The organism is Brucella sp. NBRC 14130, assembly GCF_040371715.1.
GTDB classification, from domain to species: Bacteria; Pseudomonadota; Alphaproteobacteria; order Rhizobiales; family Rhizobiaceae; genus Brucella; species Brucella intermedia.
Genome location: NZ_BAABTE010000014.1, coordinates 22542 through 37126 on the forward strand (window position 1 = coordinate 22542; position 14585 = coordinate 37126).

Genomic DNA, 14585 nt, shown 5'->3' on the forward strand with positions numbered 1-14585 from the left:
CGGCATGGAAAGGAAGACCGAATACAACATCTGGTACTGGGTGGTGGCTTTCATAGCCGTGCTTTTCATCCAGAACCTGATCGCCGGCTGGCAATCCGTCGCACCGATCAGCTACAGCCAGTTCGAGAAGTATCTCGCTGACGGGAAAATTTCCTCTGTCGCGGTCGGGTCAGACACTATCACAGGCACCTTCGCCGAACCGGTCGACGGCAAGAAGCAGTTCGTGACGACCGTAGTGAATCCCGCAATCCTGGAACGGATAGACCGGTCAGGTATCGAGATCACTGGCGTTCCGCAAAACACTTTTCTCGGCACGCTGATTTCCTGGGTGGCGCCAGCGCTTATCTTCTTCGGAATCTGGATGCTGCTGTTCCGCAAGTTCGCCGACAAGCAGGGCTTCGGCGGGTTCATGCAGGTCGGCCGCAGCAAGGCCAAGGTTTACATGGAAAAAGAAACCGGCGTCAGCTTCGCCGACGTGGCCGGTGTGGACGAGGCCAAGGCCGAGCTCGAGGAGGTCGTGGAGTTCCTCAAGAACCCGGCCGAATACGGAAAGCTGGGCGCACATATCCCCAAAGGCATATTGCTCGTTGGGCCGCCGGGCACCGGCAAGACGCTGCTGGCGCGCGCGGTGGCGGGTGAGGCCGGCGTGACCTTCTTTTCGATCTCGGGATCAGAGTTCGTCGAGATGTTCGTGGGCGTCGGTGCCGCGCGGGTGCGCGATCTCTTCGAGCAGGCTCGGAAATCCGCGCCGGCGATTATCTTCATCGACGAACTCGACGCTCTCGGGCGGGCGCGCTCCTCCGGCCAGGTCGCTGGCGGCCACGATGAGCGTGAGCAGACGCTGAACCAGCTTCTGACCGAGCTCGACGGCTTCGACCCATCAGTCGGCATCGTGCTGCTTGCGGCCACGAATCGCCCGGAGATTCTCGATCCGGCGCTGTTGCGGGCCGGACGCTTTGACCGGCAGGTGTTGGTGGATCGGCCGGATAAGAAGGGACGTGTGCAGATTCTTGGCGTTCACATGAAAAAGGTGAAGCTCGCCCCGGACGTCGATGCCGAGAAGGTCGCAGCGCTCACGCCCGGCTTCTCGGGCGCCGATCTTGCCAATCTCGTCAACGAGGCAGCATTGCTCGCCACGCGCCGCAAGGCCGATGCGGTGACGATGGACGACTTCAACAATGCCGTGGAGCGCATCATCGCGGGGTTGGAAAAGAAGAACCGCGTTCTGAACCCGCGCGAGCGCGAGATCGTGGCGCACCACGAGATGGGGCACGCGCTTGTGGCGATGGCTCTGCCGGGGGTGGACCCGGTGCACAAGGTCTCGATCATCCCGCGCGGAATTGGCGCGCTCGGCTACACTATCCAGCGCCCGACCGAGGACCGCTTCCTGATGACGCGGGAGGAGCTGGAGAACAAGATCGCAGTCCTGCTTGGCGGGCGCGCGGCCGAGAAGATCATCTACAATCATGTCTCGACCGGGGCGGCCGACGATCTGGTCAAGGCGACCGATATCGCCCGCGCCATGGTCGCGCGGTACGGGATGGACGAAGACCTCGGGCATGTCAGCTACGACACCGATCGGCCAGGCTTTCTCGGCACCGGCGACCAGTCGTCGTGGCTGAACCGCCGCTACAGCGAGGCCACTGCCGAGCGGATGGACTCGAAGGTGCGCGACATCGTGGATGGCGTGTTCAAGCGCACCCTCTCGCTTCTCGAAGCCAACCGGGCGCTGCTCGAGCAATCGGCGCAGGATCTCCTGCAACGAGAGACACTGGACGAGTCCTATCTTGTGGCAATTGGGTCCAAGGTGAAAAGAACGGAAGCGGTCGCTGCGTAACACTGTCACTGGCGCAGATGATCGGCGGACAACCCTGACTGGATAAAGAAACGGAGAAGACGAATGGCAAACGGAGCTTGCGATATTTGCGGTCGCCCGGCGACGGCGCGCGTGCGCGCCTCGGTGAACGGCAAAGTTCAGAACATGGAGCTGTGCGATCAGCACTACCGCGAAATGGTGCGCCGGTCGGGCCGCAGCGCATCGCCGCTGGAGTCCCTGTTCGGACGACATTCCCTTTTTGACGAATTCTTCGGCGATAGCGGGTTCGGCAGCCTGTTCAGCGACAGCCCGCTGCGGGGTGGTGCACTGGGCGCCACGGGCGCGGGTGAGGACGACGTCGTGGATGCCACCTTCGGGGAGGAAACGCCGCGCCGCGGATCGCGGCGCGGCGGCGGACGCACCATCGCCGATCGGCTGAGCGAACAGGGCAACAAGCTGCTGCAGGATGCAGCACAGAAGGCCGGGGAATTCGGGCGCAGCGAGGTCGATACCGAACATCTGCTTCTGGCATTGACCTCGTCTGACGTCGTCAAGACGATCCTGGAACAGTTCAAGGTCGATGTGGACGATCTGCGCCGCCAGATCGAGAGGGAAGCGAAGCGTGGAGACGCCAAGACGGAAGGCGAAATCGGCGTAAGCCCTCGCCTGAAGGACGCGCTGAACCGGGCCTTCATCGCCTCGAACGAACTCGGCCATTCCTATGTCGGTCCCGAGCACCTTCTGATCGGACTTGCCGAGGAAGGTGAAGGCCTGGCCGCGGCGATGCTGCGCAAGCTGGGGTTGACGCCGCAGGCGCTGCGTCAGCAGGTGACGAAGGTGGTCGGCAAGGGAGCCGAGGAAGGCCGCGTCGAGACTCCGTCGAACACCCCCGATCTCGACCAGTTCAGCCGTGACCTGACGAAGCTCGCCCGCGAGGGCAAGCTCGATCCCGTCATCGGCCGCGCCCGCGAGATCGAGACGACGATCGAAGTGCTGGCCCGCCGGAAAAAGAACAACCCGGTGCTGATCGGCGAGCCCGGCGTGGGCAAGACCGCCATCGTCGAGGGACTTGCACAACGGATCGTCGCGGGCGAAGTGCCCGAGGCGCTGCGCGACAAGCGGCTGGTCGAGCTCAACATCAACTCGATGGTGGCCGGGTCGAAGTATCGCGGCGAGTTCGAGGAGCGAGTCCAGAAGATCCTCAAGGAGATCACCGAGGAGAAGGACAGCCTGATCCTGTTCATCGACGAGATGCACACCATCGTCGGCGCCGGCCAGGGCGGTGGCGAAGGTGGTCTCGACATCGCCAACACCTTCAAGCCGGCGCTGGCGCGGGGCGAGCTGAACCTGATCGGCGCGACGACGCTCAACGAGTACCAGAAATACATCGAGAAGGACGCGGCGCTCGAGCGACGGTTCCAGCCGGTTTATGTGGACGAGCCCACGGTCGCACAGACCATCATGATTCTGCGCGGGCTGCGCGACACGCTCGAAAGCCACCACAAGGTGACGATCACCGACGAGGCGATCATCGCCGCCGCGGAGCTTTCGGATCGCTATATCACCGGTCGCTTCATGCCCGACAAGGCGATCGACCTGATCGACCAGGCCGCGGCGCGGGTGAAGATCTCGGCCACTGCGCGGCCCGTGGACGTGCAGGAACTCGAAGCCGAGGTCGCGCAGATCAAGCGCGAACAGGACTATGCCGCAGCCCGCAAGCAATTCGACCGAGCAGCAGAACTGAAGAAGGAGCTGGAGCAGAAGCAGAAGGAGCTGGACGAGCTTCTGGAGATCTGGAAGCGCGATCAGGCTTCGGCGACCGCCGAGGTGCGCGCCGATCACGTCGCGCAGATCGTCTCCAAGATCACCGGCGTTCCGGTCACGGACCTGACCACCGAGGAGAAGGACAAGCTCCTCAAGCTCGAGGAGAAGCTGCACGAGCGCGTCATCGGCCAGGAAGAAGCGATCCGCGCCGTGGCCGATGCGGTGCGCCTGGCGCGAGCGGGTCTGCGCGAAGGTTCCGGTCCGACCGCGACCTTCCTGTTCCTCGGGCCGACCGGGGTTGGCAAGACGGAACTGGCCAAGACGCTCGCGGAGGTGATCTTCGGCGACCAGGATGCGCTGATCCGTATCGACATGTCGGAGTATGGCGAGCGCCACTCGGTTGCCCGGTTGGTTGGCGCACCTCCGGGCTACGTCGGATACGACGAAGGCGGGCAGCTGACGGAGAAGGTGCGCCGTCGGCCCTACTCGGTCGTGCTCCTCGACGAGATCGAAAAGGCGCATCCCGATGTCTACAACATCCTGCTTCAGGTGTTCGACGATGGCCGCCTGACAGATGGCAAGGGCCGCGTGGTGGACTTCACTAACACCATCATCATCGCCACCTCGAACCTCGGTTCGGACATCATCCAGCGCAACCTCACGAAACGCGGCAGCAGGGAGTTCGACGAGGCCAAGCAGAAATCCGAACTGATGGAGGTATTGCGCGGTCATTTCCGGCCAGAGTTCATCAACCGGATCGACGAGATCATCGTCTTTCATTCGCTGAATCAGTCGGAGATCCGCCAGATCGTCGAGTTGCAGCTCAACCGGGTGAAGCGGACCGCCCTTACCCAGGGCGTCGAACTCGAACTCGATGTGAGCGTCGTGGATCACTTCGGCGCGGTCGGCTTCCGCCCCGAATTCGGTGCCCGCGAGCTACGCCGGCTGATCCGGTCGGAGCTGGAGACCGAGTTGGCTCGCGAACTGCTCTCGGGGCGGATCGAGGATGGCGACAAGGTCCGCGTCGCCTGGTCAGCGGACGAACAGAAGGTCGTGTTCGAAAAGATCCCAAGGGACACCGGTGACGACAGCCCGGACGATCCGGCCCAAGCCGGGATCGGCGAGTCCAGCGCAGTTGCCGAAAACAAGGCGGACGCTCCGACGCCCGATGTCCCGGTCGACGCCAAGGATAAGGAGCAGTCCAAGGGCGATAAGTCTACCGGGTGACGTCGTGAAGGACTGGCCGGCGCGATGACGGTCGCGCCGGCTCATTTCGTCGGAGGGTTACAGGAAGGATCCACGGCATGAAAGTCATCAGAGCATTTCGCAATCTTGACCGGCACGGGCAACAGCGCGCGCCTGAGGTCATCGAGGAAGAGGTGCGGCAACTTGAACCTCATCTTGTACGCTTCAGCGAAGATCTCGTCCGGCTCGAAGTCGTCGCCTCCCAGACGAGGGGCAAAACGCGCATCCAGGTCAGCCTGCGCCTGCAACTGCCCTCGGGCGTGATCGCGGCGCAGGAAGAGGGGTTCGAGATCGAGCCTGTCCTGCGCAAGGCCTTTGCCGACCTGCGCCACCAGGTCGATCGGCATGTGGCGCGCCTCAAGCACGAGCCTGAATACAAGCGTCCCGCCCGCCGGCGCCGGATCGGCGCCCCGCTGCCGCCCGCGCGGGATGCGGCGGAGGCGGAGCGGCGCCAACTCTTCTTCGACCTGATCGAGGATCATCTCGATACGGTCTACGACACCGTCAGGCGCGAGTTGATCTATCTCGAATGCAGCGGATCTGTGCCGGAGGGTTACCTCAGCGTTCGCGATCTTGTCGATGCGACGATCCTCAAGGGACTGGAAAGGTTCGAGCAGCGGCCCACCGAGTTTTCCATAGGCGACTGGCTGCTGAAACTGGCTTTCGAGAGCATCGAGGCCGAGGCGCGCGCCGCGCGCCGCGCGGTGCCGGAGGACGCCGCCTCGATCGACGCGAAACCCGAGACTCCGGCCGAGGAACCCACTGAGGCGGATCAGGCGATGTTCGAGTTCTACCAGCCCGACGAAGTGCTGATGCTGGAGGACCTCCTCGCCGACGACGGCGGCACAGACCCCGAGAGCCAAGCGGATCGGCATAAGATCGCCATGGTGCTGCACCGGGCAATCGCCGATCTTCCGTCGGTCGAACGCCGCGTTCTCTATCGGCTCCACCTCGACAGCGCTACGATCGCGGAGACGGCAGACCTTTTCGGCCTGACCGAGACAGTGGTCGCCGAGATCGCAGAAAATGCGGGCGCGACCCTACGCGCGAGGCTTGCCGAAGCCGGGTTGGTCAGAGATCCATCAGGCCGCGCGCCCATCGAACGGGAAATCGCTCACACGCAGCGTCTGCCTCAGCCGATCGAGGATCGCCGCCGCGTGGCCGCCGCCCTAACCGGCGAGGAGGCCGGCTCCGACACCTGACATGGAACTGAATAGGAGATCGACCAATGACCACAGCCTCTGAAAACCCGACCGACAAGATGCAGGACATGCTGTGCAGCCTGTCCCGGAATTGGTGGGCATTCGTGTTACGCGGCGTGCTCGCATTGATCATCGCAGTGCTAGCCTTCGTCATGCCTGCGGAAGCGCTTCTGGCGCTCACGCTGGTCTTCGGCGCGTTCGCCTTTGCCGACGGCGTGTTCGGCCTCGTCGCCGCGATACGTAACATCCGCAAGGGCGAACGCTGGGGCTGGCTGATGTTCAGCGGCATTCTGGGCATCGCCACGGGCGTCGTCGTGGTTGTCTCGCCTTTTGTCGCGACGCTTGTGCTTGCGACATTCCTCTGGGCCAGCATCGCATTCTGGTCCGTGTTCTCGGGTGCCCTCGAGATCGCGGCAGCGATCCGCCTGCGAAAGGAAATCAACGGCGAAATCTGGCTGATCCTGAGCGGCCTTCTCTCGGTCGTTCTCGGTGTCGTCGTGACCTGGATGCTGCTGACGCGCCCGGTCGAAAGCTTCCTCGCGCTCGGCTGGCTGATCGGCTTCTACGCCGCGGTCTTCGGGGTGATGATGATCCTCCTCGGGCTACGGCTTCGCAAGGCGGATCGTTCGGACGGTGCGGCCTTCGATAACGCTCCCCCATCGGCAAAGGCGTGAGGTGCCCTGTGGTGGATGACGGGCGACTTGCCGGCGAGGAGCACGATTTCACCCGATGGGACGAAACAATCTTCGACCGTTGCCTGAGCACCGGCTTCAATCCGTTCGGCAGCGGTCCGACGCCAATCTTCCTGCGGCACCGGGACGCAGAGGCGCCGGACGCCGATGCAAAGCCGTGCATGCCACCTGACACCGAAAATGCGAGGTGCTGATGTCGAACCGCCTGCCTGACTTGACATTTGCTGCTGCGGCCGCTGCCTTGGGCATCGGCATCGTTTTCGTTTTTCGTTCGATGTATCTTGCCGAAGACATACTGCCTTTCGCGCAGGAGATGACGCTCATCTTCCTCGGCGCTGTCGTGACGATCATTCTGACCGCGGCGCTTCTCAATCGCCAGACCGATCTCGAGCTTCGCAAGGAAGGAAGGGTCATCATCCTCCAGCAGCAATGCGACATTTACATGGCCTGCATCGAGAAGGTCGCAGAGATCGTGGAAACCGCAAGGCACGATGCCAAGCTGATCGATGAACTGCGTGTTCTCAGCCACAAGCTGGCTGTAGTCGCGAGTGCAGGGGTCGTGTCCAGCTTCGAGCAGGTACTGGAGAGATTGCAGTCCGGTTTTGCTGACGGCACGCTCTCGGACGGGGACGGAGAGGGCGTGATGAATGCCGTCGCCGATCTCACGATAGCGATGCGGTCGGACGTCCTGCACGCTGCTGCCTTTCCTTCGCAGAACACCGAACGCGCCGTTCGCCTGAATTCGAGGCGAATGGAAAAACTCGACGATCTCGAACGTCACCTTCTCGTATCCACCAACACCCGGGAGAACTGATATGCGCGGCCATAATCGCCCACCATTCCCGCCGAAAATTCCCGGAACCGATCTGCCATCCTGGGACGTGCCGACGGCAATCATCTACCGTCCTGCCCGTTCCGCGATGACATCGGCGCCTCGGCCCAACTACTGGGTCCTCGAGTTCGAGCCGTCCCGGCCGCCGCAGATCGAGCCGCTGATGGGATACACGTCCACCGGCGATCCCTATCGTCCGATTCGGCTGAAGTTTCCGGATCGCGACAGCGCCGTGCACTTCGCAGAGCGGCAGGACTGGCATTATGTCGTGCGCGAGGACGCTGGGGGAGCCCGGATGGCCAACCCTTGGGCGGGTGAGACGCGCCACCGGCTGCACAGGGGCGTCGATGCCCCGGGAGCCTTCCGGGTCGCGTTCCGCCCCGATCGCCGCCTCTCAAGAGGCGTTCAGCATGAGAGCACGGCCGACCCGTCTACCAGCGACAGGGAGAGTTTCGATCCGGTCCTCGAAGCCTCGCTCGAATCCTTCCCCGCCTCTGATCCTCCGGCGTGGGCGGGTGTGACAATTGCAAGAAAGACGACGTGATGACGGCCAGCTGCATGCGCTCGGGGAAATGAGATGTTTCCATGGGCCGATACCGTTGCTCGCAGATACCCCCCCGTGGCCGTCTGGTCAGTCGTCGGGATCAGCCTTCTCGCTTTCCTCTACCAGAGCGGCCTGCCGCCGCGTGCGCTCAACCGGTTCCTGTTCGACTTCGCGCTGGTGCCGTCGCGCGTCTTCGGTCAGCTCCGTCACATCGCCCCGTCCGATTGGACGCCGTTCCTGACAAACATCTTCCTGCACGCGGGATGGCTTCATCTCATCCTCAACATGTGGACGCTCTGGATCTTCGGCCCAGCGGTCGAAGACCGGCTAGGGCCGGTGCGGTTCGCACTGTTCTATCTGTTCTGTGGTGTGGCGGCCGGACTGGCGCATGCCCTCGCCAACCCCGACTCGGTCGTGCCTGCCCTCGGAGCATCAGGCGCGATCGCGGGAGTGATCGGGTGCTATGCGCGGATGTTTCCGGCGGCTCAGCTGGTGGTGATCGTGCCGATTCTGGTGATCCCGTTGTTCTTTGAGATCAGCGCGCTGGGGTTCGCGATGATCTGGTTCGTCATGCAGCTCATCCCCGGTCTGATGTCGCTTGGAGATACGGGCACCGGCGGGGTTGCCTGGTGGGCGCATATCGGCGGCTTCGTCTCAGGATGGCTCGCTAGTCCGATTCTACGCAGGCCTGCAGTCACCTATCGCAACTACTACCGCGACGAGGGAATATACGGCTTCCTGCCGGATGGGCGAAGGAAAGGAAAAGGAAATCCATGGATTTGATGCAACTGCTCTGGCTGTTCTTCATCGTCTCCGCACTGCAGCCGGCACTGCAGAGGAAGTATCTGGAGGCGATGCGCACTCGGAAGATCGCTCAAATCGAGAGGATGCGCGGAAGCCGGGTGATCCTGATGATCCATCGGCAGGAGACGATGAACCTCCTAGGTTTTCCCCTGGTTCGCTACATCGACGTTAACGACTCCGAGGAAGTCCTGCGCGCGATCCAGCTGACGGACGCCGAAATGCCGCTCGACATCGTGCTGCACACCCCCGGCGGACTGGTCCTCGCTGCCACGCAGATTGCTCGCGCCATCCAGGGACACAAGGGCAAGGTCACAGTTTTCGTGCCGCACTACGCCATGTCGGGGGGAACACTGATCGCTCTGGCCGCAGACGAGATCGTGATGTGCGACCACTCCGTGCTGGGCCCGATCGATCCGCAACTCGGCCAAATGCCCGCGGCTTCACTCATCAGGGTCGTCGAGCAAAAGCCAATCACGGAAATCGACGACCAGACGTTGGTCTTGGCCGATGTCGGTCGAAAGGCGATCGCCCAAGTCGAGACCGTAGCGCGACGGCTCCTGACAGACAAGATGGACGAGGAAAAGGCGGCGACATTGGCGGCGCAGCTGGCCACCGGCACCTGGACGCACGACTACCCTATCTCTGCGGAAGAGGCGCGCGAGATGGGGCTGCCGGTACGGACCGACATGCCCGAGGAAATACTCGAGCTGATGACCCTCTATCCGCAGCCCGTCCGCCGTGTGGGCGGCGGCGTCGAATACCTGCCCGAACCCCGCCACCGAGAGGCCCGGCGGGCCACGACCTCGCGCTGAACGGCGCCGCCCTGCCTGCCCCTCCGAAACGACACTCAAAGGGAGAACAGAATGCCCACCGTTGCTTGCCCGAAATGCAGTTCCGTCAATCGCGTTCCGCAGGAACGACTGACGGATAACCCCAGCTGCGGCCGCTGCGGCGCCGCCCTGTTCGAGGGCCGGCCAGTCACACTGACCGCCGCCAGTTTCGACCGACACGCCGATGCCGATCTGCCCCTGCTCGTCGATTTCTGGGCGGGATGGTGCGGGCCATGCAAGATGATGGCACCTCAGTTCGAGGCTGCGGCGCGTTCGCTCGAACCCCAGTTCCGTCTCGGCAAGCTCGATACCGAAGCCGAACAGCAGATCACCGACCGTTACGGGATCCGCGGCATTCCCACCATGATCTTGTTCAGGGGCGGCAAGGAAATCGCGAGGACGAGCGGTGTAATGCCTGCCGCGCAGATAGCGCAGTGGGCGCGGTCGCACGTCTAGAGTTTACAGGTATTGGCCTTACCTGCGCCATGCCATCAGGAGAAGAAGGAGAAGAACATGCATGGCGTGACCGGATTTGTTGAAAGTGCGGCCTTGTTGGTCTTTGCCGCGTTCGTGCTCGTGACGATATGTTCACGGATCGGCGTGCCCAGTATCGTCGGTTACATTCTTGCCGGCATAATCATCGGACCTGCCGGCCTCGGCCTGATTGCTGAGAGCGCTGCCCTGAGCAGCATTGGCGAGATCGGAGTGGTACTCCTGCTGTTCGCTCTTGGCCTGGAATTCTCGTTCGAGAAGCTCGTAACGCTCAGGAAGCATGTCTTCGGTCTTGGAGCCGCGCAGGTTGCAGTCACGACGATAACGGTATCGTTGGTAGCGAGTCTGATCTTCGATCTCGCGCCCGTCCCCGCAATCCTCATCGGCGGGGCCGTTGCCATGTCATCCACGGCCATGTGCCTCAAGGTGCTCGCAAGCGCGAACGCTCTGGGATCGGCCCAAGGACGTCTGTCCATTGCAGTGCTTCTGTTTCAAGACTTGGCAGCTGTCGCATTCCTGCTTCTGCACGATTCGATGAGCGGAGCCGCCGAGGGACATGGCGTGATAACGGTCATCGCCAGTTCTACGGCATTGGTTGCAGCTCTGTTCATTGCCCGTGGCCCCCTGCAGGTGCTTGCCCGTTGGGTCGCGTCGCGTGGCGAACCGGAACTCGCCCAACTCCTCGCGCTCACCATTGCGCTCGGGTCTGCGATCGTCGCGACCTCCGTCGGTCTTTCTCCGGCACTCGCCGCATTCGCGGCCGGCATGATCATCGGCGAGGGTGACGCGCGCCATGCCGTCGAGAACGAGATCCGGCCCTTCCGCGATTTGTTTGTCGGGATTTTCTTCGTCGGCATCGGAACGCAATTGCCACTTTGGATTATCCCGTATGCGTGGCCAGTCGTGCTGAGCTGGCTCGCGATCATATTTGCGGGCAAGACGCTGATCGTTTTGGTCGTCGCCCGACTATTCGGCGAGTCGCTTCAGACCGCATGGAGGACTGGGATCATCCTGGGCCACGGAGGAGAATTCAGCCTGATGCTGCTGTCGGCTTCCGCGGCATCGGGCATTGTAGCCGACGAGTTCGCCGGCCCCCTCCTTGTCGCGACTGGAGCGAGCATGCTGGTCGGTAGTCTTATGGTTAGATGGGCGGGGCTAAGGGTTTAGCAGGGTCAACATCAAGATAACTATGTTTCTCAGATCACTGAGAGCACGCCCGCACCTGATCACGCACATGACGCTATAGTCGGAGAGTATTTCGGCTATTGCCGACCTCTCCGGCAACAGATCGAGCTCGTCGGCTGCGCGTGCCTGGAAGTCGCGGCTATACTCGACAACCGGCGGACAGACGGTCGCGACGCGGGAATCAGAAGCGACCGTCGCGCAGGCGGTCAGCGAGATCGTCGTGATCACGAGGACGGCGAGCCGCCGCTTCCAGCATCCGACGTTGGACGTCATTGGCCTTCTCCATGGTTTCAAGGCGTTCGGCGAGGCGTCCCGCTCGCCCCCCGGAGCGCCGAAGCGAAAGCAGGAACAGGAGCACGGCGAACGCGATGGCGCCGTAGCGCAGAGCTACCCGCATGCACGGGCGGGCGGCGAACCCGGTCAGGAGCGCGGTGATCATCGCAGCCCCTTCTTCCAATCGTCGAGCCGATCGTAGATCGTGACCGCGATGCCGGCGAGCGCCACCGCGATGAACACCCAGCGCAGTGTGTCGAGATACGGCACGAGCGGCAGGATCGCGGTCTGAGTCTCCGCCAGGACGCTCTGAGCCACCTCGACCCCGGCGGCACCCAGCGTCGCCACACCGGCTGCGCCGCCGCCCTCATGGTGCGGCTGTCAGCCAGCACCTCGCGCGCGGGCGGCGTCTCGGCTGCAAATGCCGTCGCCCGGACCGGGAACCGCTCGCCCCACTGGCGCGCGGGCCCGACGTCGACATGGATGAACCCCGAGCGCGGATAGAAGCCGAGGAATCCGACCTCCCGCGCCGCCGCCTCGAAGGCCGCTGGGTCGTGGTTCGCCATGGCGATATCGAAGGCGGCGCCGTCGAGATGCTTCGACCGCGTGGCGCCGCCGACGGCGCGGTTGTGCTCGGGGCTGCGATAGGCGGAACGCACGATCAGCGGCTTGCCCAGCCGGTCGCGCAGCGCCTGCAGCTTGTCGAGCGCGGGCTCGTTGATCAGCAGCTTGCCAGTGCCCCGGCAGGCGATCTCGGCTGGCGAGAAGTTGGGCCAGCGCCAGCTGCTCACGGGGACGTCGCGCCAGTGGTCGTAGAAGGTCGTGGTCATGGGGTTCTCCGAAACGAAAAAAAACCCGCCTCGAGGGCGGGTGATTGCGAACTGATGAATGGGGATGGGGCGCGGCTACGGGCTGCCGCCGAAGATCTTGAGCTTGATGGCGATGCCCGCGAGCAGCGCCAGCATGACGCCGGTTGTGATCATGCGGACGGCCGTCTGCATGGCGGTGCGGCGCACCAGGCGGATGCAGTCGACGAGCGAGCGGAGATCGCGGATGTCGAGCGCGGCCTCGTCGCCGTCGAGACCGACATCGGCGAGCGCGCGCTTCGCGCCTTCCTCTGCGGCCCGGGTCAGGATCGCCTCGAATTCGGCGTCGGGCATGCGGACGAAGCCGTCGGATCGGGGTGGTGTCATCGGGATCCTCCTTCCACCGCTCAGCCGATCTTGCAGCCCCAGAAGGACGTGTGATCGGCGGCGAAGTAGCCGTCCGCGACCCGGAAATACCCCTGCAGTTCGACGGTATCGCCTGCCGTCAGCGGGACCATGGTCTGCAGCCAGATCGTGGTGGCGAGCGAGACGTGGGTGGCGGAGATCTCCCCGAAGGAGCCGCGGATTTCGGTTGTGCCGTTCAGAACGAGCCGCCCCCGCATACGCGCGGTCGTGCTGGAATTGACCTGGTAGAGCAGCGTGGCGCCGAAGAGGTAAGTGCCATCCACGGGCGCCACGAAGTGGTTGTTCGCGGCGTCGAACGCGCCTTGGTCGTTGTAGTCGGTGTTGTTCAGGCCAATCTTCGTCCAGGCCCCCACTCCAACATAGTTGTCGTAGTTGGTGTATGCCTTGAAGCGCGGCAGCCGGGGCTGATCGACGACGCCGGTGGCGTTGTCGACGCTCAGCCCGTCGAAGAAGGTGCTGCCGTCAGCAGAGACCGCGAGCCGAAAGCGGTCGGAGCCGAAGAGCCCGACCAGCGCCTTGGTCACGAAGCCGGTCTGCAGGGTCAGCCCGAGATCGTCTGCGGCGGCCTCCTTGTTCATGGTGTAGAACAGATCGCCGGTGCCGCCCTCGGCGACGCTCTTGGCGGTCCAGAGCGCAGCGTTCAGCTTGGCCGAGAACGGGTTCGAGGCATCCGCTGTCGTGCCGACACCCAGCAGCGCCATGTTTTGCAGCGCCGCGGGCGTGGTGCCGATCCAGCTCGCGCCGTCATAAACGAGTAGCAGACCTTCGTCCTCGACCCATGCCCGCCAGCCGTTGCGGGGCGGCAGGCGAAGCCAGGCGCCGTCGGTCCAAAGCGCGACGTTCAGGTCCCAGCCGGCCCAGTCGCCCGTCGCGCCCGAGCCGACGATGTAGCGGTCGCCATCAGTGGGAGAACCGGGCGGCGCCGTCAGATCCCGGTCCAGGACGGAGAGCTGGACGAGCCCGTCGAGGATCCGCAGCGCCTCGTTGTGGGTGACGTGCTTCTGGGCCTGCGCCGCCAGGATGTACGGGAGCATGAGATGGGTCGTGGCGTCGGACATGGAATGGCCTTCAGAACAGGAGCGTTACGGTCTTGGGCACCGCCGTTGACAGGCCAGCAAGGCGGCCGACTGTGGCTGCTGTCGCATCTGCCGGCCGAAGATGCCGGGGAGCCGGTTCCGGCTGCAATCGAAGGGAGGGTCGCGGCATGATCCTCCTGACCGGAACACAGCGCGACCGGCTTCTGGCCAATGGTCGCCAACGTGATGTGGATCACATCCCCGTCGTGAAATTCTTCAACCCCTTTGGCGCGGGTGTCTGGCTCGCCACCGAGCTGGATCAGGGCGGCGACATCATGTTCGGCCTGGCCGATATCGGCTACCCCGAACTTTGCTCGTGGAGCATGGAAGAGCTGCGCGAGGTCCGATTGCCCTTCGGCATGGGGATCGAGCGGGATCTGCTCTTCGCCGGGGATGTCCCGATCTCGGTCTGGGCGGAGGCTGCGCGCGAGACCGGCAGCATCCGTGCGGCCGAACGTGTTCTCTACCGCGCCGGTGCGGCATTCACCCGCACATCCGTAGATACGGAAAGCCGGGAGTCCTGATTTCCGGCTGTCGGCTTTGTGGCCTGGCGTCGCGCTCTTCAGAGGAAGAGGGCGGCGCTTTGCTTCGTGACGGG

At 63.6% G+C, this 14585-nt stretch carries 15 protein-coding genes and 1 pseudogene; 11 read left to right on the forward strand and 5 right to left on the reverse strand.

From position 1 onward, the window contains the following. Positions 1–4 precede the first annotated feature (4 nt). The 10 genes from ftsH (at position 5) to ABWW28_RS22070 (ending at position 11388) form a co-directional block, all read left to right on the forward strand. The gene (ftsH, locus tag ABWW28_RS22025; RefSeq protein ID WP_353392149.1) at positions 5–1837 is read left to right on the forward strand and encodes an ATP-dependent zinc metalloprotease FtsH; all 1833 of its coding nucleotides are present in this window, start codon (positions 5–7) and stop codon (positions 1835–1837) included. 63 nt (positions 1838–1900) lie between these two features. Then, entirely contained in the window at positions 1901–4807 is a 2907-nt protein-coding gene (locus tag ABWW28_RS22030) for an ATP-dependent Clp protease ATP-binding subunit (protein WP_353392152.1), read from the forward strand. A gap of 77 nt (positions 4808–4884) precedes the next feature. Further along, entirely contained in the window at positions 4885–6027 is a 1143-nt protein-coding gene (locus ABWW28_RS22035; RefSeq protein WP_353392154.1) for a sigma-70 family RNA polymerase sigma factor, read from the forward strand. Positions 6028–6053: 26 nt separating this feature from the next. Then, a complete protein-coding gene (locus tag ABWW28_RS22040; RefSeq protein ID WP_092156202.1) occupies positions 6054–6701 on the forward strand; it encodes an HdeD family acid-resistance protein in 648 nt (215 codons plus the stop codon). A 211-nt stretch (positions 6702–6912) separates the two neighbouring features. Continuing rightward, on the forward strand, positions 6913–7533 hold the full coding sequence (locus ABWW28_RS22045) for a hypothetical protein (RefSeq protein WP_353392156.1): 621 nt from the start codon (positions 6913–6915) through the stop codon (positions 7531–7533). A gap of 1 nt (position 7534) precedes the next feature. Beyond that, positions 7535–8095, forward strand: a complete 561-nt coding sequence (locus ABWW28_RS22050; protein WP_353392158.1) for an NADH dehydrogenase ubiquinone Fe-S protein 4 — start codon at positions 7535–7537, stop codon at positions 8093–8095. A gap of 75 nt (positions 8096–8170) precedes the next feature. Next, positions 8171–8878, forward strand: coding sequence for a rhomboid family intramembrane serine protease (locus ABWW28_RS22055; protein ID WP_285294802.1), 708 nt, complete (start codon positions 8171–8173; stop codon positions 8876–8878). Further along, positions 8869–9711: an SDH family Clp fold serine proteinase gene (locus ABWW28_RS22060; RefSeq protein ID WP_353392162.1), complete on the forward strand. Its 843-nt coding sequence runs from the start codon at positions 8869–8871 to the stop codon at positions 9709–9711. The genes ABWW28_RS22055 and ABWW28_RS22060 overlap by 10 nt, the downstream gene beginning before the upstream one ends. A gap of 51 nt (positions 9712–9762) precedes the next feature. Then, positions 9763–10185 (forward strand): thioredoxin TrxC, encoded by a 423-nt coding sequence (gene trxC, locus ABWW28_RS22065; protein WP_285294798.1) that lies wholly within the window; start codon positions 9763–9765, stop codon positions 10183–10185. Between the two features lie 57 nt (positions 10186–10242). Continuing rightward, complete coding sequence (locus tag ABWW28_RS22070; RefSeq protein WP_285294796.1) at positions 10243–11388, forward strand: cation:proton antiporter; 1146 nt, start codon at positions 10243–10245, stop codon at positions 11386–11388. 199 nt (positions 11389–11587) lie between these two features. Here the strand turns inward: ABWW28_RS22070 and ABWW28_RS22075 are convergent, their stop codons facing one another. The 5 genes and pseudogenes from ABWW28_RS22075 to ABWW28_RS22095 form a co-directional block, all read right to left on the reverse strand. Beyond that, positions 11588–11845, reverse strand: coding sequence for a hypothetical protein (locus tag ABWW28_RS22075; protein ID WP_123194503.1), 258 nt, complete (start codon positions 11843–11845; stop codon positions 11588–11590). Beyond that, complete coding sequence (locus tag ABWW28_RS22080; RefSeq protein WP_353392209.1) at positions 11842–12027, reverse strand: hypothetical protein; 186 nt, start codon at positions 12025–12027, stop codon at positions 11842–11844. Before ABWW28_RS22080 ends, ABWW28_RS22075 begins: the two co-directional genes overlap by 4 nt. 164 nt (positions 12028–12191) lie before the next feature. Beyond that, positions 12192–12509 (reverse strand): annotated as a pseudogene (locus ABWW28_RS22085) (D-Ala-D-Ala carboxypeptidase family metallohydrolase); the annotation flags it as partial. Between the two features lie 75 nt (positions 12510–12584). Continuing rightward, positions 12585–12872, reverse strand: a complete 288-nt coding sequence (locus tag ABWW28_RS22090; protein WP_068282935.1) for a DUF6127 family protein — start codon at positions 12870–12872, stop codon at positions 12585–12587. A gap of 20 nt (positions 12873–12892) precedes the next feature. After that, positions 12893–13969 (reverse strand): DUF2793 domain-containing protein, encoded by a 1077-nt coding sequence (locus ABWW28_RS22095; protein WP_285294787.1) that lies wholly within the window; start codon positions 13967–13969, stop codon positions 12893–12895. A 146-nt stretch (positions 13970–14115) separates the two neighbouring features. Between ABWW28_RS22095 and ABWW28_RS22100 the strand changes: the two genes are divergently transcribed. Continuing rightward, positions 14116–14511: a DUF2958 domain-containing protein gene (locus tag ABWW28_RS22100; protein ID WP_058097005.1), complete on the forward strand. Its 396-nt coding sequence runs from the start codon at positions 14116–14118 to the stop codon at positions 14509–14511. Positions 14512–14585: the final 74 nt, after the last annotated feature.